The sequence below is a fragment of the Pyxidicoccus fallax genome (assembly GCF_012933655.1).
Lineage (GTDB): Bacteria > Myxococcota > Myxococcia > Myxococcales > Myxococcaceae > Myxococcus > Myxococcus fallax.
Genome location: NZ_JABBJJ010000068.1, coordinates 25,495 through 43,596 on the forward strand (window position 1 = coordinate 25,495; position 18,102 = coordinate 43,596).

26 protein-coding genes and 1 riboswitch are annotated in these 18,102 nt (G+C 71.6%); of the genes, 5 read left to right on the forward strand and 21 right to left on the reverse strand.

Annotated features, from left to right (window positions below):
• Positions 1-11: 11 nt before the first annotated feature.
• The 17 genes from HG543_RS16550 to HG543_RS16630 form a co-directional block, all read right to left on the reverse strand.
• A complete protein-coding gene (locus HG543_RS16550; RefSeq protein ID WP_169345746.1) occupies positions 12-407 on the reverse strand; it encodes a precorrin-3B C(17)-methyltransferase in 396 nt (131 codons plus the stop codon).
• Between the two features lie 2 nt (positions 408-409).
• Positions 410-1,231, reverse strand: a complete 822-nt coding sequence (gene cobJ, locus HG543_RS16555; protein WP_169345747.1) for a precorrin-3B C(17)-methyltransferase — start codon at positions 1,229-1,231, stop codon at positions 410-412.
• A 197-nt stretch (positions 1,232-1,428) separates the two neighbouring features.
• Positions 1,429-2,559, reverse strand: coding sequence for a cobalt-precorrin 5A hydrolase (locus tag HG543_RS16560; RefSeq protein WP_169345748.1), 1,131 nt, complete (start codon positions 2,557-2,559; stop codon positions 1,429-1,431).
• Positions 2,556-2,765: a hypothetical protein gene (locus HG543_RS16565; protein ID WP_169345749.1), complete on the reverse strand. Its 210-nt coding sequence runs from the start codon at positions 2,763-2,765 to the stop codon at positions 2,556-2,558. The genes HG543_RS16560 and HG543_RS16565 overlap by 4 nt, the downstream gene beginning before the upstream one ends.
• 97 nt (positions 2,766-2,862) lie before the next feature.
• Entirely contained in the window at positions 2,863-3,630 is a 768-nt protein-coding gene (gene cobI, locus HG543_RS16570) for a precorrin-2 C(20)-methyltransferase (RefSeq protein WP_169345750.1), read from the reverse strand.
• Complete coding sequence (gene cbiE, locus HG543_RS16575; protein ID WP_169345751.1) at positions 3,627-4,883, reverse strand: precorrin-6y C5,15-methyltransferase (decarboxylating) subunit CbiE; 1,257 nt, start codon at positions 4,881-4,883, stop codon at positions 3,627-3,629. Before cbiE ends, cobI begins: the two co-directional genes overlap by 4 nt.
• Before the next feature lie 70 nt (positions 4,884-4,953).
• A complete protein-coding gene (locus HG543_RS16580; RefSeq protein WP_211193974.1) occupies positions 4,954-5,595 on the reverse strand; it encodes a precorrin-8X methylmutase in 642 nt (213 codons plus the stop codon).
• A 5-nt stretch (positions 5,596-5,600) separates the two neighbouring features.
• A complete protein-coding gene (locus HG543_RS16585) occupies positions 5,601-6,728 on the reverse strand; it encodes a cobalt-precorrin-5B (C(1))-methyltransferase (protein WP_169345753.1) in 1,128 nt (375 codons plus the stop codon).
• On the reverse strand, positions 6,725-7,441 hold the full coding sequence (locus HG543_RS16590; RefSeq protein WP_169345754.1) for an FAD-dependent oxidoreductase: 717 nt from the start codon (positions 7,439-7,441) through the stop codon (positions 6,725-6,727). The genes HG543_RS16585 and HG543_RS16590 overlap by 4 nt, the downstream gene beginning before the upstream one ends.
• 6 nt (positions 7,442-7,447) lie before the next feature.
• A complete protein-coding gene (locus HG543_RS16595) occupies positions 7,448-7,822 on the reverse strand; it encodes a DUF3209 family protein (protein WP_169345755.1) in 375 nt (124 codons plus the stop codon).
• A 15-nt stretch (positions 7,823-7,837) separates the two neighbouring features.
• Positions 7,838-9,100: a CbiX/SirB N-terminal domain-containing protein gene (locus HG543_RS16600; RefSeq protein ID WP_169345756.1), complete on the reverse strand. Its 1,263-nt coding sequence runs from the start codon at positions 9,098-9,100 to the stop codon at positions 7,838-7,840.
• The gene (locus tag HG543_RS16605; protein ID WP_169345757.1) at positions 9,097-9,927 is read right to left on the reverse strand and encodes an energy-coupling factor ABC transporter ATP-binding protein; all 831 of its coding nucleotides are present in this window, start codon (positions 9,925-9,927) and stop codon (positions 9,097-9,099) included. Before HG543_RS16605 ends, HG543_RS16600 begins: the two co-directional genes overlap by 4 nt.
• On the reverse strand, positions 9,924-10,523 hold the full coding sequence (locus HG543_RS16610; RefSeq protein ID WP_169345758.1) for a CbiQ family ECF transporter T component: 600 nt from the start codon (positions 10,521-10,523) through the stop codon (positions 9,924-9,926). The genes HG543_RS16605 and HG543_RS16610 overlap by 4 nt, the downstream gene beginning before the upstream one ends.
• Positions 10,524-10,654: 131 nt before the next feature.
• Positions 10,655-10,870 carry a cobalt transporter gene (locus HG543_RS16615; RefSeq protein WP_169345759.1) on the reverse strand — a complete coding sequence of 72 codons (216 nt, stop codon included), beginning with the start codon at positions 10,868-10,870 and terminating at the stop codon, positions 10,655-10,657.
• Positions 10,870-11,673 carry an energy-coupling factor ABC transporter permease gene (locus tag HG543_RS16620; RefSeq protein WP_169345760.1) on the reverse strand — a complete coding sequence of 268 codons (804 nt, stop codon included), beginning with the start codon at positions 11,671-11,673 and terminating at the stop codon, positions 10,870-10,872. The genes HG543_RS16615 and HG543_RS16620 overlap by 1 nt, the downstream gene beginning before the upstream one ends.
• Before the next feature lie 29 nt (positions 11,674-11,702).
• Positions 11,703-11,926, reverse strand: a riboswitch (cobalamin riboswitch).
• 99 nt (positions 11,927-12,025) lie between these two features.
• A complete protein-coding gene (locus tag HG543_RS56815) occupies positions 12,026-12,301 on the reverse strand; it encodes a barstar family protein (protein ID WP_343073377.1) in 276 nt (91 codons plus the stop codon).
• Positions 12,302-12,591: 290 nt separating this feature from the next.
• Entirely contained in the window at positions 12,592-13,512 is a 921-nt protein-coding gene (locus HG543_RS16630; protein ID WP_169345762.1) for a LysR family transcriptional regulator, read from the reverse strand.
• A gap of 90 nt (positions 13,513-13,602) precedes the next feature.
• Here HG543_RS16630 and HG543_RS16635 point away from each other — a divergent pair, with 90 nt between their 5' ends.
• The 4 genes from HG543_RS16635 (at position 13,603) to HG543_RS16650 (ending at position 16,072) form a co-directional block, all read left to right on the forward strand.
• Positions 13,603-14,061, forward strand: a complete 459-nt coding sequence (locus HG543_RS16635; RefSeq protein WP_169345763.1) for a MauE/DoxX family redox-associated membrane protein — start codon at positions 13,603-13,605, stop codon at positions 14,059-14,061.
• A gap of 108 nt (positions 14,062-14,169) precedes the next feature.
• Entirely contained in the window at positions 14,170-14,307 is a 138-nt protein-coding gene (locus HG543_RS16640; protein ID WP_211193972.1) for a hypothetical protein, read from the forward strand.
• A 56-nt stretch (positions 14,308-14,363) separates the two neighbouring features.
• Entirely contained in the window at positions 14,364-15,227 is an 864-nt protein-coding gene (gene nudC / locus HG543_RS16645) for an NAD(+) diphosphatase (RefSeq protein ID WP_343073378.1), read from the forward strand.
• A 152-nt stretch (positions 15,228-15,379) separates the two neighbouring features.
• On the forward strand, positions 15,380-16,072 hold the full coding sequence (locus HG543_RS16650) for a radical SAM protein (RefSeq protein ID WP_169345764.1): 693 nt from the start codon (positions 15,380-15,382) through the stop codon (positions 16,070-16,072).
• Positions 16,073-16,095: 23 nt separating this feature from the next.
• On the opposite strand, the gene HG543_RS16655 is transcribed toward HG543_RS16650, so the two are convergent.
• Both HG543_RS16655 and HG543_RS16660 read right to left on the reverse strand, forming a co-directional pair.
• Positions 16,096-16,530, reverse strand: coding sequence for a B-box zinc finger protein (locus HG543_RS16655; RefSeq protein WP_169345765.1), 435 nt, complete (start codon positions 16,528-16,530; stop codon positions 16,096-16,098).
• Between the two features lie 7 nt (positions 16,531-16,537).
• The gene (locus HG543_RS16660) at positions 16,538-16,819 is read right to left on the reverse strand and encodes a hypothetical protein (RefSeq protein WP_169345766.1); all 282 of its coding nucleotides are present in this window, start codon (positions 16,817-16,819) and stop codon (positions 16,538-16,540) included.
• A gap of 88 nt (positions 16,820-16,907) precedes the next feature.
• On the opposite strand from HG543_RS16660, the gene HG543_RS16665 reads away from it, so the two are divergent.
• Positions 16,908-17,234 (forward strand): hypothetical protein, encoded by a 327-nt coding sequence (locus HG543_RS16665; protein WP_169345767.1) that lies wholly within the window; start codon positions 16,908-16,910, stop codon positions 17,232-17,234.
• Between the two features lie 8 nt (positions 17,235-17,242).
• Here HG543_RS16665 and HG543_RS16670 read toward each other — a convergent pair whose 3' ends face one another.
• A complete protein-coding gene (locus tag HG543_RS16670; RefSeq protein ID WP_169345768.1) occupies positions 17,243-17,611 on the reverse strand; it encodes a PKD domain-containing protein in 369 nt (122 codons plus the stop codon).
• A 174-nt stretch (positions 17,612-17,785) separates the two neighbouring features.
• The gene (locus HG543_RS16675; protein WP_169345771.1) at positions 17,786-18,076 is read right to left on the reverse strand and encodes a GIY-YIG nuclease family protein; all 291 of its coding nucleotides are present in this window, start codon (positions 18,074-18,076) and stop codon (positions 17,786-17,788) included.
• Positions 18,077-18,102: the final 26 nt, after the last annotated feature.

The window sequence follows — 18,102 nt, forward strand, 5'->3', positions numbered from 1 at the left end:
AGCCTTTCCCTTCAGGAGCACTTGAGGACGCCGTCGCGCACCACGTTCCACACGGCGGCCGGCATCTGCCCGAGCCAGCGCGCATCGGTCCGCGGCTCGGCCTCGCCCTGGGTGACGAGCCGCCACAGACGCTCGGAGACGCTCGCGTTGCGATGGATGACGAGCCGCTCGTGGAGGAGCGCGGCGAGGGGCTCGCCCTCCACCTCCAGCACGAGCAGTGGGGTGGGCACCTCCACCGCGCGCACCGGCTGGAGGCGCACGAAGGGCGTGCCCACCGCGGGCGTCTGCACGGGCGGCTCGAAGCCGGCGGAGGCCCAGTCACACGGCTCCTTGAGGTCTCCCACGAGGAAGAACTCGCCCTGCGTCTCGGCCAGGAGCGCCCCGGCCAGTCGACCCACGCGTGCCATGCTCAGCCCTCCTCCGCCACGACGAGCGAGCGGCCCGGCCGCTGGCCCGGCAGCACTTCGCCGTCGAAGGTGTACTTCCGCGTGTAGCCACGCGGCGTCACCATGTAGCCCTCGAACATGAACGTCTGGCTCGAGCCCACGATGACGGTGGTGAGCATTCCGATTTCGTAGTCGAGGAGGTGGTCCAGGTCGGTGAGCACCACCTTCTCGCCCTCGCGGTAGGCGCCCTTCACGAGCGCCACGGGCGTGGTGCCCTCGCGGTAGCGGCGGATGATGGACTGCGCCTCGACAATCTGCCGGGTGCGGCGGCCGCTCGCGGGGTTGTAGAGCGAGATGACGAAGTCGGCGGAGGCCGCGGCCTCGATGCGCTTCGCGATGGTGGCCCACGGCGTGAGCAGGTCCGAGAGGGAGATGGTGCACGAGTCGTGCACCAGCGGCGCGCCCACGCGGGAGGCGCAGCTCGACGCGGCGGTGATGCCGGGGATGAGCCGCAGCTCGGGCGAGTCCCCGCGCTTCCAGCCAATCTCGCGCAGCACCTCGAAGACGAGGCCGGCCATGCCGTAGACACCCGCGTCCCCCGAGGAGACGAGCACCACCCTCGCGCCGGCACGGGCTCGCTCCACCGCGGAGCGTGCGCGGCCGATCTCCTCCGTCATCCCGGTCTGCACCACCTCCTTGCCGTCGAGGAGGTGGCGCACGAGCTGGATATAGGTCCGGTAGCCCACCACCACCTCCGCCTCGCGGATGGCGGCGAGCGCGGCCGGCGTGGCATGGGCTCCGTCACCCGGGCCGATGCCCACGACGGACAGGGTTCCCTCAGGCATGGGAGGACTCCTTGCGAGCGGCGAAGGGGATACGCACGGCGAACGTCACCCACCGAGCCGCGTCCTCGCGAGAGACGAACGGAATGTGCACGGCGCATGGCCCTGCCGGTACGTGCTCGGCCCCGCGGTGGCGCCTTGCGCCCAGCAAGAGAGGCAGACGCGGAGTCACGAGCCGGCGCGCGTCCCACAGGGTTCCCTCAAACACAGGAGGACTCCTTGCGAGCAGGAAAGGGAATGCGTGCGGCGGCGAAGGTCATCGACCGACCCGCGCCCTCCTCGGTGTAGACCTGCTTGGTGACCAGCAGCTCGGAAGCGCCCGAGGCGAGCAGCGCCGCGGGCTCGCTCACCCCGCGCGTGCCCACGTGCCGCTTCACGGTGTCCGAAGGCGTGGGCACCTCCACCGTGTCGAGCCGGGCCGCCGGGAAGGTGATGAGTTCCCAGCCTCGTGCCGCGCACAGTTCCAGGAGGGCGGGCTCATCCGCCTTCACGTCGATGGTGGCCACCGCCTTCACGGACAGCGGAGAGAGCAGGTGTCTGGCGAGGAGCGCATCCACACCGCGCGCGACGAGCGCGGGAGGCGTGTTCCGGTCGCACCCGATGCCCAGCACGAGCGAGCGGGGCCGATACACCACCGCGTTCTCCCAGTGCGCGCGGTGGGTTTCCTTCAGGTCGCGGTCGCTCGCGACGAGGAGGATCTCCCAGGCCGATGGGTCCACACCCTCCAGCGACGTGGCGTACTCGACGCCAGGGGGCAGCGCCTTGTCGAGCGGCCAGAAGTCCGGCTCGCCCGTCTCCTGTACGAAGAGGACGCGCGTCTCATTGACGACGGCGGCACAGCCGCGCGTGACGTTCCGGTCCGGGTCGTCCAGCCGCCAGCCCTTCTCGCGTCCGAGGATGTCCACGGTGAGCGTGCCACGCACGTCGGACGCGGTGGTGACCACGGACGTGGCGCCGAGCGCCTGCGCCACGCGGTCCGTGAACACATTGCCGCGCCCCACGTGACCGGAGAGCACGCAGATGCTGAAGCGGGCCGCGTCGTCCACGCACACCACCGCCGGGTCCACCTTCTTGTCCTCCAGCAGCGGAGCCACCATTCGCACCACCGCGCCCACGGAGATGATGAAGACGTGGCAGTCGTACGCGGTGAAGGTCCGCCGCAGCGTGGGCCCCATCGGCAGGCCGAGCGGCAGCGCGCCGGGTGCGGCCTTCGCGAGCAGCTTCTCGGACACGTACATGTCCGCGCCGGGCAGCGCCTCGGAGAGCCGGCGAGCGATGTCCAGGCCGTGCAGGGTGATGGCGTAGATGGCGAAGGGCTTGCGCGCCATCATGGAGTGACCTCCACGAGCGCGCCACCGTCCTTCTCTTCGTAGCGCTCCAGCCCCCACAGGGAGAGGGCATCACGGGAGAAGGATTCGCGCACCGTGTCGATGGCCTCCGCGCTCATGGAGGCGCGCTCTTCCTCATGGAGCCCGCAGGCGATGTCCAAGCCGTGCAGGGTGACCGTGTAGATGGCGAGAGGCATACCTGCCGTCATGGGATGACCTCTCCACCGCGCCGACTCTCGAAGCGGGCGCGGACGTGGCTCAGCCCCCGCGGCACGGGAATGCCTGGCGACAAGGTCGTGCGCGCCATCACGACGTGGCCTCCGCGAGCGCGGCGACGGCACGCCCGGCGAGCACGCCGCTGCGCTCCTTCTTCGCCACCATCACCATGGAGAAGTAGTCGCACTTGTCATTGCGGATGGTGCGCAGGTCCCTCACCACGCGCTCGGCGCCCGCGCTGGCGCGCGACACGTACACCGCCTTGTCCAGCAGCCCTTCCTGCTCCAGCGCGGCCACCACCTGGGGCATCACGCTGCTCACCTTCATCAGCAACACGGTGTCGAAGTCGCGCAGCACGCGTGACAGGTCGTCCACGCCGTACGTCGCCGGGAGCACGGCGATGCGCTCCTGCCCATCGGCGATGGGCTGCACCACGGCGGCGGGCACCGCGGTGATGGACGACACGCCGGGCACCACCTCCACCCGCGCCCCCGGGAAGTGCTCGGGCGCCGCCTCCAGCAGGTAGATGAAGGTGCTGTAGACGAGCGGGTCTCCCTCGGAGATGAACGCCACGCGCTTGCCCGCCGCGAGCCGGGGCGCCAGCTCCGCGAACGCCTTCGCCCACGCGGGCTTCAGACGCTCCGGGTCCTTGGTCATCGGGAACGTGAGGAACAGGCGCTCCTGGCCCGGCACCTCGCCCACGTTCTCCTTCGCGATGCGCCACGCGAGCGACTCGTCGAACTCCGAGCGGCGTGGAATGGCGATGCAGTCCGTCTCCCGCAGCACCCGCACCGCACGCAGGGTCATCAGGTCCGGGGCCCCGGGGCCCACGCCCACGCCCACCAGTACGCCACTCATCGGTTCTCCTCCGAAGCCTGCTCGGGCTTGCTCGCCGCGAAGAGGTGGATGGGGTTGTGCGCGTCGTAGCGCTGGTAGCGGGCCAGCGGCTCTCCCCGCGCCACGTTGACCAGCAGCACCTCGGGCTCCACGCCGAGCTCCTTGAGGCCCGCGTAGGCCTCGGCCACGTTCTCCAGCGTGACGGCGTTGGCCACCAGCCGGCCGCCGGGACGCAGGCGCGAGAAGGCCACGTCGAGGATGTCTCGCATGCTGCCCTTCGAGCCGCCCACGAAGACGGCGTCCGGGTCCGGCAGGCCGGCGAGCGCCTCGGGAGCGCGCCCCTCGATGATGCTGAAGTTGTCCGCGCCGAGAGCCAGCGCGTTCTCCCGGCACAGCGCCACGCCCTCCGGGTCCACCTCCACGCCGTACACGTGGCCCGCGGGTGCCAGCAGCGCCGCCTCGATGCCCACCGAGCCACTCCCCGCCCCGACGTCCCACACCACGCTGTCTTCGCGCAGCCCCAGAAGTCCCAGGGACAGCAGCCGCACCTCGCGCTTGGTGATGAGCCCCCGCTTGGGCACCCGCTTCGCGTAGGCGTCCTCCAGCAGGAAGGGCACGCGCGGCGGTGGCCGCCACGTGGGGTCCGTGCGCAGGAGCACCAGGACGTTGAGCGGGTCCACGTCCTCACCCCCGGAGAGCGCCTCCAGGGAGAACGGGCGCACGCGCTCCCCCGGGTTGCCCAGCCGCTCGCAGACCCACGCGGTGAAGCCCGTCTGTCCATGGGCAAGCAGGTGGCGCGCGATGACGGGAGGCGTGTTGACACCGTCCGTCAGGAGCGCGGCCTTGGCCAGCTCGCGTAGCCGCGAGCACAGCCCGGTGAGCGGCCGTCCGTGGAAGGACAGCACCTGCGCGTCCTCCCAGGCCACACCGATGCGCGCGAAGGCGAGCTGCACGCTGGAGGGATGGGGCACGAACTCCACCGCGTCCGCGCCAACCTTCCGCGCCACGAGACCGCCGATACCGAAGAAGAGCGGGTCACCCGACGCCAGCACGCACACCTGGTGCTCGTTCGCCAGCTCCGCAACCCGCTCCAGCGTGGCACCCAAGCCGCCCTTCAGCACGATGCGCTCCCCGGTGAACTGCGGGAAGAAGGCGAGGTGTCTCTCGCCGCCCACCAGCACCTGGGCCTGAGCCACCGCGTTCGCCGCGCGGGCCGACAATCCCGCGCACCCGTCGTCTCCCACGCCCACCACCGTGACGGCCGCGCGCTTCATGGCATGCCCTCCCGCGCGAGGAGCAGCGCTTCCACGATGGTGCCCGCCATGGTGCTCTCGTGCCCTCGCGTCATGACGCGCCCTCCTTCGTGAGCAGCAACAGCGCGTGCACGATGGCGACCGCGATGGTGCTGCCGCCCTTGCGCCCACGCGTCACCACGTGCGGCACCGGCAGCCCGAGCAGCACCTCCTTGGACTCCGCGGCGGACACGAAACCCACGGGCACACCGACGACGAGCCCCGGCCGCAGCCCTTCCTCCCGCACCATCCGGGCCACTTCCAGCAGCGCCGTGGGCGCGTTGCCCACCAGGATGATCGCGCCGTCGAGCAGCCCCTGCCGGTGCGCCTTGCGCATGGCCTCGATGGCCCGCGTGCTGTTGCGCGCCTTGGCCTCCGCGATGACGTCCTCGTCGGAGATGAAGCAGTGCGTGCGGCTGCCATGCGCCGCGAGCCGCTCCTCGGAGAGGCCCGCCAGAATCATCTTCACGTCCGCCACCACGGGCGCGCCGCGCCGGAGGGCCGCCACGCCCGAGGCGATGGCATCCGGCGAGTAGCGCACCAGCTGGCTGAACTCGAAGTCGGCGGTGGCGTGGATGACGCGGCGGACCACCTGCCACTCGGCGGGTGGGTGGCCATGGTCGCCAGCCTCCTGGTCGATGATGGAGAAGCTCTCGTCCTCGATGCGACGGCCCAGGGCCGTCATCTGGCGCATGTCGCTCACGCTGCCTCCTCCTGCCGCGGCGGCGCCGGGTGCTGCCCCAGCAACGTGCCGTTGAAGTCCACGAGATACGCGCGCACCTGCGGGCCGGGCCCCGCGTGCTTGGAAAGATGCTCCACCACGCGCCGACACACGCGGGTGGTGATGTCGGTGAGCCCTCGCGCCGCGCACAGCTCCAGCACGTGGCGCGCGGTGTTGGCGCCTTCCACCTCGCGCACCAGCTCGTCGGACGCCCCGGACTCACGGGCGAGCTGGGCGAGCAGCGCCATGTTCACGTCGGAGCCGGCCGCGTGCGTCTGCAGCTTGCCGTCGGCCATCTTCGACAGCTTGCCCATCATCCCCACCACGTGGATGCGCTCGGCCTTCACCCGGGCCCCGTGCTTGACGCCCACACCGATGAAGTCGCCCACCTGGATGAACGCCTCCTCGGGGAGGTGGGGCATCATCTCCATCGCGTATTTCTCGCTCTTGCCCCCGGTGGTGAGGACCAGGTCCACGTTGCCGCGGTGGCGCGCCACGTCGATGGCCTGCACCACGCTCGCCTTGTACGCGGCCGTGGAGTACGGGCGCACGATGCCGCTGGTCCCCAGGATGGAGATGCCGCCGAGGATTCCCAGCCGCGCGTTGAGCGTCTCCTTCGCCATCTCCTCGCCGCGCGGCACGTGGATGGTGACCTGCGCGCCCCGTCCCTCGGGCAGCTCCTCGCGCACCATGTCGATGATGTTGCGCCGGGGCACGGGGTTGATGGCGGGACCGCCCACCTCCAGCCCCAGTCCCTCCTTCGTCACCACCCCCACGCCCTGCCCGCCCGCGAGCGTCACCTCGCCGTCGCCGGTGAGGCGCACCTCGGCCACCAGCTCGGCGCCATGGGTGCAGTCCGGGTCGTCCCCGGCGTCCTTGATGACGCTGCACACCGCGCGCTCCCCATCCGTCTCGCAGCGGTGCAGCGCGAAGGTGACCCTGTCCCGGTTGGGCAGCGTGGTCTCCACCTCGGTGAGCGCGCCCCCTCGCACCAGCACCCGCGCCGCGGCCTTCGCGGCGGCCGCCGCGCACGCGCCGGTGGTGAAGCCGGTCCGGGTACCGCGCTTGTCGCGCGGCGGAACGAGGGGAGACGCGCCCTGGCTCATGCCGCCGCCTTGCGCACCGGAGGATTGAAGAAGGACTCCAGCCGCACCGTGCCCTCCGCCAGCCCGAGCCCGTGCAGTTCGGTGCGCAGCGGCGCGAGCACCGCGCCGTCGCCGGACAGGTACACGCGCTCGGGGGCGTTGGAGGCGAAGTACGGCAGCACCTCGGCGCGCAGCGCCTCCAGCCGCTCGGGGTGGCCCACCGGCGGCAGGCCTCCCGTCTCGGGTACGAGACCGGTCCGCTCCCGGAGGGTCTCCAGGGGGAAGAAGTCGAAGCCGTCCGGGCGCAGCCACACGAGCCGCGTCATCGGGTGATGGGGCATGAAGGCGCGCGCGCGCAGCAGGCCCACCGCCGCGGTGATGCCGCTGTCGGTGGCGATGAGCAGCGTGCGCCTTGGCTGCGAGTCCTCCGGGAGGAAGCTGCCCCACGGGCCGCTGAAGGAGAACACGGCGCCGGGCTCGGCCGCGTGCAGCACGTGGGAGCCGGGCCCGTGCTGGTACACGGCGAGCTGGAAGCGGAGCTGCTCCCGGTCCGTGCTCACCAGCGAGTAGGCGCGCTTGTGGCGCCGGCCATCCTCGCGCTCGATGCCGGTGTCGACGATGACGTACTGGCCACCGACGAAGCCCAGGGGCTCCGGAGTCTCGAAGGTGAGCAGGCGCCCGCGCGCGCCGAGCGGCGCGGAGGCGAGCAGGTGTGCGGAGCGTGCGGTGGCCATGGCTGGCTAGTCGCGCGGGTACAGCTCGTGGGTGAAGTCGTGCAGCTCCTCGAGGCCGCGCCACAGCGACGTGAGAGAGTCCACGTGGCGCTGCAGCTCCAGCTCCACGCCCCGGGTGAGCACCAGCAGCGTGCGCAGGTAGGGCAGCTTCGGGTCATCCGCCTTCGTCGCGGCGACCTTCTCCTGGAGGTCCACCAGTGCGGACGCGAAGAAGCGCTGCATGACGGCGAGGTCCTTCGCCTGCGCGAGCGAGCGGAGGACTCCGGGCGTCTCCGCGGCGGCGCCCAGCTCGGCGAGCTCGTGCTGGCGCTCGGCGGGGTCCTCGATTCCGAGCACGTTCATCAGGGACAGCCGCAGCGCGGCCAGTTCGTGGCAAGCCATGTTCACGCTCCTCTTTCAGCTCATGATGTTGTCGACGAGCCGGCCCACCAGCCGGTCGCCCACCAGGTGCTCGTCCACGAGCTCCTGGGCGTCTGCCTCGGTGACACCGCGGTACCAGACGCCGTCCGGATAGACGGCGACGGTGGGGCCCTCGCCGCAGCGGCCCATGCAGCTCGTGCGCGTCACGCGCACGGTGCGCGCCTTGCCGAACACCTTGAGGCGTCGGCGCACGGCGTCCAGCAGCCCCAGGCTCCCCCGGTCCGCGCAGTCCGCGTTGCCGCAGATGAGCACGTGTTTCTCCAGCGCGCGGTGCGCGTGCGGGTGCGGCGCCGCCTGGGTGTGCGTCTCCCGGTGGCGGATGCTCCACAGCAGCGCACGGAGGCCTCCAACCTCCCGCTGGAGGCCCGCGAGCGGCACGCGGTACTGGCAGGTGTCGCAGGGCAGCGGCGCTCCGCCCGCGAGCGCGTCTTCTATCCGGCGCGCCACGTGGTCGAGGAGCGGCTCGGTGGGGCCGTCCCAGAGGTGGGGCGCCAGCTCGGCGCGGACCCACGGGTAGCGCTCGCCGAACTTCGCCACCTGCTCGCGGACCTTCTGGAGCAGCACACCCGTGAAGAGCAGGTAGGGCACCACCACGACGCGCTCGGCCCGGGCGCGCGCGAGGAGGTCGAGCACGTCGTCCAGCTTGGGTGTGGTGACGCCGATGAACGCGGGCACCACCTGGGCGAGGCCGCGCCCTTCCGCGAAGAGGCGCGAGAGCTTGACGAAGTCGCCATTGGCATCCGGGTCGGACGAGCCGCGCCCGAGCATCACCACCGCCGTCTTCGCCGCCACCTCCGCCGGGAGCGGCCCGCCCACCGTCGCCTCGAAGCGGGCCTGGGCGAGCTGCGCGAGGGAGGGGTGTACTCCGAAGGCCTGCACCGCGATGAAGCGCACCTTGGGGTGCTTCTGGCGGATGAGGGAGAGCGCGAGGGGGATGTCGTTCTTCACGTGGCGCGCGGTGAAGAGGAACAGCGGCACCACCAGCACCTCGTCCACCTCGGCGGCGAGCGTGTCGAGCGCCTCCAGCAGCGGAGGCGGAGTCAGCTCCACGAAGGCGAGCTCCACGCGCCAGTCGGGCCGGCGGGCACGGAAGGCCTCCGCGAAGGCGCGAACCTCGGTGAGTGCGAGCGGGTCACGGCTGCCGTGGCCCACGAGGAGCACTCCGCGACGGCGGGCGGGAAACGTCGTCACGGGTGCGCCCTGGGTGGCCGCCTGTTCCGCGAGCGGTTGAATCGTCATGACCTCGCCTCCAGGAGAGGACGCAGGCGCTCGGCGGCCGCGTCCAGCGTGAGCGGAGCCGGGAGGACGGGCACTCCGAGCCGCTCCCACAGCTCCATCGCCGCGGGAGGCCGCAGCCGGGCGCGCGTGAGCAGGTCCGCGTCCGCGAAGGCCCGCTCCGGTGGACCGAAGGCGAGCAACGTCCCTTCTCCGAGGATGGCCACGCGGTCCGCGAAGAGAGGCACTTCGTCCACCGCGTGGGTGGCCACGAGCACCGCGGCTTCCGTCTCGCGCGCCACGCGGCGCAGGAGCCCGGCGGCTTCTCGCTCACCGACCGGATCGAGCCCGGCGGTCGGCTCATCGAGCAGCAGCACCCGTGGCTTCAGCGCGAGCACTCCGGCGAGACAGGCGCGCTTCTTCTCTCCGAAGCTCAGCTGCTCCACCTCGCGCGCGCCGAGCCCTTGCAGGCCCACGGAGGCGAGCGCCGCCGTGACTCGGGCGGAGACCTCCACCTCGCGCAGCCCCTGGGCCCGGGGGCCAGACGCGACGTCTTCGTCGAGCGTCGCGCCGAAGAGCTGGTCATCGGGGTTCTGGAACGCGAGCGCCACTCCGGCCGCCGCGCGCGCCGCCGCGCCTCGTCCCAGGGGAGCGCCGTCGAGCAGCGTGCGCCCTGCCCGCTCCGGAAGGAGCCCCATGAGCGTGCGCAACAGCGTCGTCTTGCCGCAGCCGTTCGCTCCGAGGAGCGCCACGACCTCGCCGGCTCGCACTTCGAGCGACACGCCCGTGAGGACGGCACGCGCGCCACCGGGGCCCGCGCTCACGCCTTCCACCCACAGGCGCGGCGTCATGACCTGCTCCCCACGCCGCGCGCGGCGCGAGCCTCGGCTGTGGCGGACGCCTGGTCGAAGGCGCGCACCAGGGTGAGCCCCGCCAGCGCGCCCATCGAGCCGAGGGCCCGGCGCGTGCCGCTGTAGCCGCCACGCACCAACTGCGCCTCGCGCGCGGTGCGGGCCGCGCCCTCGAACACACGGGCATAGCGAGCGGAGAGCGTGAGCAGCTCGGTGAACACGTCCGGTGCACCGAGCTTCCGAAGCGCACCGGCGAAGGCCCACGGAGGCGTCAGGTGCGAGAAGAGCCCGAAGACGGCCACTCCCGCCGCCATGCGGGCACCGAGCACGAGTCCCGCCTGCGCGCCCGCGCGGGTACCGAGTGCCACATGCAGCGCCGCCGTGAGCAAGCCCGCGAGCAACGCCGCACCGAATCCACGTGCCACCCGCGTGGGAGCCCTCCCCCATGCAAGCCCGAGCACGCCCACGCCCAAGGCCACCGCGAGCGGAGCCCACGGCAGCGGCCCGCCCAGCCCCACCGCGAGTAGCCCGAGCGAGACGCCGAGCGTGATGCGCGCATCGAGCACACGTGCCCAGGCGGGAGGCTCACGCACCACGGCGGTCCTCCCTCCACTGCGAGCGCGAGGCGAGCAACGAGACTCCACCTCCAGGCGGGATGCCACGCACCACGGCGGCTCCCTCCGCCATGAGTTCGCGGTAGCCAGAGCCCAGCTCGCAGGTGGCGGGCTCACGCACCACGCCGCCCTCCCTCGACGAAGAGCGCGCGGTAGCCGTAGCCCAGCACCCAGCCGCCAATCAGCCCCGCCATGAGGAAGGCGAACAGCAGTACGTCGCCCTCGGGCTGCGGAAAGAGCGGCGCGAGCGTGCGGCCCGCGGCCTCCGCGTAGGGGCGCACCACGTGCTCGTCCATGCCGGGCCAACCCTCGGGAGTCGCCCCCGTCATCACGGAGCCACCGAGGTGCGAGCGGCGCCAAAGGCGAGCAACGAGGGACGCCGCCGGGCGATGAAGACCACCGCCCCCGCCGTCATCACGCCCTCCAGCAACCCGAGCGGCAATTGCGTGGGAACGAAGGCCAGCGCCACCGCTCCGAACGCGCGCCCCAGCCCCTCTTCCCCGTGCAGCGCCGAGGCCAGCTCGAAGGCCGTGGTCGCATACGTCGCCCAGTCCGCTGCCAGTCCCGCGAAGAAGGCCGCGACGGACAGCGACGCGCCAGCCCCACGCAGCCCACGGAAGACGAGCCACCCCGCGAAGCCACCCGCGACGCCCATGCTCCACACGTCCGCGCCCAGCGTGGTGAGGCCACCGTGCGCCAGGAAGAGCGCCTGCAGCAGCAGGGCCACCACCGTCACGAGCACCGTGAGCAGCGGGCCAACCAGTATCGCGGCGAGCCCGGTGCCCACCGGGTGGCTGCATGTGCCCGCGGTGGGCACCGGCACCGGCATGCACGAGATGACGAACACCGCCGCCGCGAGCATCGCCAGGAAGGGCCCGAAGACGGGGTCCTCGGCCGAGCGCCGCCGCAGCACCCGCACGCCGAGCACGAGGAACGGCAGCATCGCGAGCGTCCACCCGGCGGCCCATGGCAGGGGCAGCACGCCCTCGGCCAGGTGCATCGCGTGGGCGCACGCGGGCGCGAGCAGCAGCGCGGCGAGCACGAGCGGTGCTCCGCGCACGCGGGACAGAAGACGGTCGTCAGAGGGAGCGGGCCGGCATGTGCCGTCCCCACGCCCATGCACCCAGCGCATGGCAACCTCCTCTCAGTCCACGGAGAGGGTCAGTCGTTCAGCCTGGGGTAGGTCTCCTGGCTCATGGGCTTGCGAGAGACTCCTCGACCTCGAGGAGGACTCCCGCGCCGCTTCCGCCTTCCCGGGTGCGTACGGCACACCCAGTGGCACTTCGTGGAAGCGGCCTCACCCACTCACAGTGGCGGGACCGCGCCGGATTCACACCGGCTTCCCTGTTATGCCCGTCATGGGCACCCAAGGCGGCGATTCAGTTGTGGCCGTGCAAGTAGCGGAGTGACGAGGCACTTGTCAACGAACACGCCTTCCGTTGGCTGGAGTACACCTGCCACACGGGTGCATTGAGCACGCGCCTTCAGCGTTCCTCCACCGTGTTTCCGAACGCGATGACGATGGCGACGATGTGCTCGAAGAGCGTCTCGCCCACACCGCGCCCCGCCTCCCGTGCGCGGCGGATGAGCCAGTCCCTGCCATCCCTGTCGAGGTAGCCCCGGTTGCGGAGCTGCACGCCCGCCCACGCTCGGAAGGCCTCATGTCCCAGGGCCCGTCGTGACACGGCGGCGTCTTCCCAGCGGAGGATGAACGGCGGCGCCACGCCAAAGCCTCCATGGCAGCAGTCCTGGAGGCTCATGGAATCGTGTCCGAAGTAGCCCCCCGGGCCGTTCACCGCCTCGCCCATGGCGCACAGGAAGGCACTCAGGTCTCCAATGAGCCGCCCTGGAAGGACGATGACGCTCCCCGTCGGCCTGTCGGCGGGCCATGGCGTCGGACGCGCGAAGTGACGCTCGCAGGCCTCCGCGAGCCACCGGGCGCGTTGCTCGACAGAGAGTGGAAGCCAGGTCCCTGGAACAGAAGGCACTGCCATGGAGGAGGACACACGGCACTCACGTCCCCGCGCCAGCGCGCCTGACATCCGGCGGCTCAGCCCTCTTCCCTCGCGGGGAACAGCTCCGCCGTCCGCGCGGCGATGAAGTCCAGGAACGCTCGCACGTGCGCCGGCATCGCCGTGCGGCGTGGGTACAGCGCCGAGAGGAAGCGCGGCGCGGGACGCAGCGGGGCCAGCACCCGCACCAGCGTGCCGGACTCCAGGTCCTTCGCCACGAAGTACTCCGGCAGCACCGCGATACCCATTCCCGAGAGCGCCGCCACGTGGAGCGCGGGCAGGCTGTCACACTGGAAGCGGCTCTTCGGCGGACGCACCTCGTGCACGCGCCCCGCCTGCCGCAGCTCCAGCGGCCGGGCCGCCGGGCCTCGCGGCGGCAGCAGTACCTCGTGGCTGGCCAGGTCCCTCGGACGCCTCGGTGTGCCCTGCTCGCGCAGGTACGTGGGGCTCGCGCACAGCACGTACGGCTGGACGCCCAGGCGCCGCACCATCAGCGTGCTCGGCTCCAGCCGGGTGGCGATGCGCAGCGCCACGTCCACGCCGCGCTCCACCAGGTCCACCATCGCGTCCTCCAGCACCAGCTCCAGGCTCACCGCCGGATGCGCGCGCAGGAAGTCATTCACCAGCGGCACCAGCACCTGCTGTCCGAAGAGCACCGGCGCCGACACCCGGAGCGTGCCGCGCGGCACGCCCTGCTCCGTCAAATCCCGCTCCGCCTCGTCGAGCGCCTCGAGGATGCCCCGGGCATGCGTCAGGTAGCGCTCCCCCGCCGCGGTGAGCTGCATCCGCCGCGTCGTGCGCTGCACCAGCTCGGTGCCCAGCCGCGCCTCCAGCGCGGCCAGCTCGCGGCTCACCGCCGACGGCACCCGCCGCACCGTCCGCGCCGCCCCGGCGATGCTGCCCGCCCGCGCCACCTCCACGAATGTCCGCAGTGCCTCGAAGCGGTCCCGGCTCGCCATGGTTCGTGCTCCTGGCGCACGAATGTCGTGCATCCCTGACACCTGTTCAAGCCACCCCGTCTGACGCATTCAACAGGGCAGGAGGAAGCCATGAGTCTCCAAACCCCGGCCCCGCACGACGCCGCCGCCAGCCACGCGCGGGACCGTCAGCTCGCGCATGCGGTGCTCCGGCTGGTGCTGGGCGTCAACATCACCCTGCACGGGCTGGTGCGCGTGGGCGCGCCCGGCGCGTTCGCGGACACGCTGGTGAAGAACTTCGCGGAGACGCCGCTGCCCGAATGGAGCGTGCGCGCCTTCGCGCTCAGCGTCCCCTTCGTGGAGCTCATCGTGGGCCTGTGCATCCTGCTGGGTCTGCGGCTGCGCCTCGCGCTCGTCGTCGGCGGCGCCTTCATGGCGTCGCTCACCTTCGGCGAGTCGCTGCGCCAACAGTGGAGCACCGTGTCCATCCACCTCAGCTACGCGCTCGTCTACTTCGTCCTCCTGTCGCGCGTGTCCGACGCCCGCTTCACCCTCGACGGACTGCTGGGCTCGCGCCGGACAGCCCCGTAGCCCCCAGAAAACGAAGGAGCCCCCCATGTCACTGTCCCGCCGAGAGTTCGTCACCCACACCGCCGTGGCCGGCACGACCGCATCGGCGGCCGGCCCGCCCGCGCCCGCGTGCTCGAGGAGTTCATCGCGTACGCCAAGAAGCAGCGCGGCGTCTGGTTCGCCCGCAAGGACGAGCTGGCCCGCATCGCCCTGGAGAGCCCCCTCACCCCACGCGAGGGCTCCCTGGCCTCCCCCGTGAAGCCGTGACACTCCGGCGCACGTGACGCCTGCATCACCGGCCCGGGCCCGTTAAGGTGCCCGTCGTGAGCACCGACCTCGACGACCCTTCCGAACCGGCCACGCGTCAGTTCGTCGCCAGCCACGAGCCTCCGGACCGTCCCCGGGACGGTGCCCTCCTCTTTCTCGCCCGGGGCATGGACCTGCTCGTCCGCGAGCAGGACGGCACCCCGTCCATTCCCACCGGCGCGGACTTCCCGGAGCTCGCCGCCGGCGCCCACTTCCTCGGCGCGCTGGACGGTCAGGACTGCTACGCCGCCGTCCTCCCGGACGACCTCACCCCGCCCGAGGGCTTCAAGAAGGTGCTGGCGCGCTCGCTCTACACCCGGCTGGACGACGCCGAGTTCTCCCTGGTGGGCCGCTCGCTCGCCATCGTCGAGTGGGACGTCACCCACCGCTTCTGCGGACGCTGCGGCGCGCCCACCCAGCTCGTCCCCGGCGAGCGCGCCCGCCGCTGCCCCGTGGACCGCACGCCCTTCTACCCGCGCATCGCCCCGGCCATCATCGTCCTCGTCAGCCGCGGCGACACCATGCTGCTCGGCCGCAACGCCAGCTTCCCCCAGCCCATGTTCAGCACCCTGGCCGGCTTCGTGGACCCGGGTGAGTCGCTGGAGGAGTGCGTCGCCCGCGAGGTGAAGGAGGAGGTCGGCATCGACATCCACCACATCCGCTACTTCGGCTCGCAGCCGTGGCCCTTCGGGCGCTCGCTCATGGTGGGCTTCACCGCCGAGTACGCCGGAGGCGACATCGTCGTGGACCCCAAGGAAATCGCCGAGGCCCGTTGGTTCTCCCCGGATGACCTCCCCATGCTGCCCCCGCGCCTGAGCATCGCGCGCCAGCTCATCGACTCGTTCATCGAGCGGGTGAAGCGCCCCAAGCTCGGCCAGTAGCCCGGCATCCCGGCGCGGTCCACCCCGCCCGGGAAGGCCGCGTCATGCCAGGGCCCGCGTTACCGTCTGGCTTCAGGGTTCCACACTTGCAATCCCGCGCGCAGTGCGGTTGAAGCGCGCTCCCCCCTGACAGCCACACCTCCGAAGACGCCATGCCCGCCGCGCGCCCGCACATCGAGCCCCGCCTCGTTCCCACCGCAGACTCCGTGGTGGTGAAGGAGATCTACCTTTCCGTCCAGGGCGAGTCCTCGCACTCCGGCCTGCTGTGCGCCTTCGTCCGCCTCACCGGCTGCCACCTGCGCTGCACCTACTGCGACAGCGAGTTCGCCTTCCACGGCGGCAAGCGGATGAAGAACGCCGACATCATCTCCGAGGTGAAGGCGCTCAACACCCCCAACGTGGAAGTCACGGGTGGCGAGCCCCTGCTGCAGCCGGGCGTCTACCCGCTCATGGAGGGCCTGCTGGACGCCGGCCTCAAGGTGCTGCTGGAGACCAGCGGCGCCATCGACGTGCGGCTCGTGCCCCCGGCCGTCCACAAAATCGTGGACATGAAGACGCCCTCCTCGGGCGAGCACACGCGCAACGACTACCGCAACTTCGCGTCGATGAACGCCAACGACGAATTGAAGTTCGTCATCGGCTCGCGCGAGGACTACGACTGGTCCAAGGCGCTCATCGCCGAGCACGGCCTGCTGAAGAAGCCCTACGGCATCCTCTTCTCCACCATCTTCGACAAGCTCCACCCGCGCCAGCTCGCCGAGTGGGTCATCGAGGACAGGCTGCCGGTCCGCTTCCAGCTCCAGATGCACAAGTACCTCTGGGACCCGAACGCGCGCGGCGTGTGAGCGCACGGCGCCCGCGTCTGGCGTCAGGACCGCCTGAACCACAGCAGCGCCAGCGCCACCAGCCACGCGGTGGCCAGCACCAGGTTGCCCCACCCCAGCGCGCGCACCACCTGTGCCTGCGTGAGCCCACGCATGGGGCCCTCGCCCCGGCGGATGCGGCGCAATTCGCGTGTGCCCAGCACCACCCCCGCCAGCCCCGCCACCAGCGTGGGCAGCGGCAACACCAGCGTGCCCGGCAGGCACACCAGCCCCAGCACGTTGAGCACCAGCGCCGCCTGCACCACCCGGGACGGCTTCGCCTCCCGCCGCAGCATGCCCACGCAGGCCGCGCAGTAGGGAGACTCGCCCACCACCTCCGTGCACTCACCGCACAGGAAGGAGCCGCAGCGCGCGCACGTGGCCACCGCGGCGGCGTCCGGGTGCTGGGCGCAGCGCGCCCCGGTGGCCGGGGACGTCACCGGCGCCTCAGAAGGCCGGAGGCGGCAGCCGGGAGGACATCGCCGTCAGCCCGTGCGCTCCCAGCCCCAGGAACACCGCCGCCAGCACCGTGCTGGCCACGAAGCCGGCGACGATGAGGCCCTTCCTCGGGTGCTCGAACTGGCTGAAGGCGTAGAAGAGCACGTAGCAGGGGATGAGCAGCACCATCACCCCCGTCCCCACGCTCCGGCGGAAGGCGTGGAACAGCAGGAAGGCGGCGCACACCAGCGAGACGAGCCCGAACAGGATGGCGAGAGGAAGCAGCGGCACGCTCCTCCCTTAACACGTTCCATCCTTTGCGGCGGCCCCATGCGCATATTAAGCACGGCCCGTCGTCAACCCGCCGAGGTACCTGCCCATGAACACCGCCAAGACGCTGCTCAACTTCGTCCTCGCGGGCGCCCTGCTGGGCATCATCGTCGCGTCGTGGATCGTCCCGTCGTTCCTCGGCTGGTACAACGAGACGCCCTACGCCACCCAGACGATGTGCAACCTGCCCGAGGTGATTCGCAAGACGTCCTCGGACGTGCTGCGCTACCAGGCCATTGGCGCCGGCATCGGCGCGCTCGTCATGCTGGTGCTGGGCGTGCTCTTCGTGCGCCGCGCGAGCCGCCGGGCCCGGATGCAGGCGGGCCAGACGCCGCCCACCGCGCCTCCGCCCGCGGCGCCTCCCGCCACCGCCTGACGGGCGGCCTATCGCACCTGCACCACCACCGACGGCGACGTCCCCAGCACCCCGCCGCCCTCCTCGTCCGTCACGGTGACGGTGATCGTGAAGGACATCGTCTCCGAGACCACCGGCGCCCGCCACGTGGGGTTGCGCGTGCGCGCATCGCTGAAGTGGCCCGCCGGATCCGCCGGAATCTGCGTCCAGAAGTAGGACATCTTGTCCCCGTCCGGGTCGCTCACCTCAAGCTGCATCGCCAGCTCTCCTCCCGACTCCACGACGAGCGAGTTGGGACGCGGCCCCACGGTGACCAGAGGCGGACTGTTGGCCACACACCCGGAGCCGAAGGCTCCCAGTGCCAGCGCCACGACGACACCCACGGACAGCCGAGACATGGACTTCCCCCTGCGAAAGATGCCTTCAGCCTAACGCCTGGGCTCGCGCCGAGGTATCGGAGCCGCTTTCGCAAAAGTCCTGAAATCCAAGGTGGACGTCACATCTCGCGCGGAAGGGTCCGCCACGGACGGTCACCCCGCTCGGAGGTGCGAGCCGGAAGTGTCCGGCGGCGCTCACTTCCGCTTGCGCGGAGGCTTCCGGCGCGCGGCCGCGCCCACCAGCAGCAGCTTGTCCCCCCGGGACAGGCGCTTGATGGCGGCCTCGCGGCGGAGGGCGGCGCCGCGGTCTCCCGCGGGCTCGCTCCACACCAGGGTGACGGGCAGGCGGGCGCGCGTATACGCGGCCCCTCGCCCGCGCCCGTGGGTGGCGAGCCGGCGCTCCAGGTTGTTGGTGGCGCCGGTGTACAGGGTGCCATCGCGGCACCGCAGCATGTAGACAGTCCAGGAGGGTGAGTCGTCCGACACGGCGCGGGCACTGTACCGCTCCCGCC

Bases quoted from the DNA above. Each gene is read 5' to 3' on its own strand.
- HG543_RS16620 (WP_169345760.1), bottom strand. From the start codon at position 11,673: ATGCGCTGGGTGCATGGGCGTGGGGACGGCACATGCCGGCCCGCTCCC.
- HG543_RS16560 (WP_169345748.1), bottom strand. From the start codon at position 2,559: ATGATGGCGCGCAAGCCCTTCGCCATCTACGCCATCACCCTGCACGGC.
- HG543_RS16615 (WP_169345759.1), bottom strand. From the start codon at position 10,870: ATGACGGGGGCGACTCCCGAGGGTTGGCCCGGCATGGACGAGCACGTG.
- cobI (WP_169345750.1), bottom strand. From the start codon at position 3,630: ATGAGTGGCGTACTGGTGGGCGTGGGCGTGGGCCCCGGGGCCCCGGAC.
- HG543_RS16635 (WP_169345763.1), top strand. From the start codon at position 13,603: ATGAGTCTCCAAACCCCGGCCCCGCACGACGCCGCCGCCAGCCACGCG.
- HG543_RS16550 (WP_169345746.1), bottom strand. From the start codon at position 407: ATGGCACGCGTGGGTCGACTGGCCGGGGCGCTCCTGGCCGAGACGCAG.
- HG543_RS16580 (WP_211193974.1), bottom strand. From the start codon at position 5,595: ATGCGCCAGATGACGGCCCTGGGCCGTCGCATCGAGGACGAGAGCTTC.
- HG543_RS56815 (WP_343073377.1), bottom strand. From the start codon at position 12,301: ATGAGCCTCCAGGACTGCTGCCATGGAGGCTTTGGCGTGGCGCCGCCG.
- HG543_RS16565 (WP_169345749.1), bottom strand. From the start codon at position 2,765: ATGACGGCAGGTATGCCTCTCGCCATCTACACGGTCACCCTGCACGGC.
- HG543_RS16670 (WP_169345768.1), bottom strand. From the start codon at position 17,611: ATGTCTCGGCTGTCCGTGGGTGTCGTCGTGGCGCTGGCACTGGGAGCC.
- cobJ (WP_169345747.1), bottom strand. From the start codon at position 1,231: ATGCCTGAGGGAACCCTGTCCGTCGTGGGCATCGGCCCGGGTGACGGA.
- HG543_RS16605 (WP_169345757.1), bottom strand. From the start codon at position 9,927: ATGACGCCGCGCCTGTGGGTGGAAGGCGTGAGCGCGGGCCCCGGTGGC.
- HG543_RS16665 (WP_169345767.1), top strand. From the start codon at position 16,908: ATGAACACCGCCAAGACGCTGCTCAACTTCGTCCTCGCGGGCGCCCTG.
- HG543_RS16595 (WP_169345755.1), bottom strand. From the start codon at position 7,822: ATGGCTTGCCACGAACTGGCCGCGCTGCGGCTGTCCCTGATGAACGTG.
- HG543_RS16630 (WP_169345762.1), bottom strand. From the start codon at position 13,512: ATGGCGAGCCGGGACCGCTTCGAGGCACTGCGGACATTCGTGGAGGTG.
- HG543_RS16590 (WP_169345754.1), bottom strand. From the start codon at position 7,441: ATGGCCACCGCACGCTCCGCACACCTGCTCGCCTCCGCGCCGCTCGGC.
- HG543_RS16585 (WP_169345753.1), bottom strand. From the start codon at position 6,728: ATGAGCCAGGGCGCGTCTCCCCTCGTTCCGCCGCGCGACAAGCGCGGT.
- HG543_RS16650 (WP_169345764.1), top strand. From the start codon at position 15,380: ATGCCCGCCGCGCGCCCGCACATCGAGCCCCGCCTCGTTCCCACCGCA.
- HG543_RS16600 (WP_169345756.1), bottom strand. From the start codon at position 9,100: ATGACGATTCAACCGCTCGCGGAACAGGCGGCCACCCAGGGCGCACCC.
- cbiE (WP_169345751.1), bottom strand. From the start codon at position 4,883: ATGAAGCGCGCGGCCGTCACGGTGGTGGGCGTGGGAGACGACGGGTGC.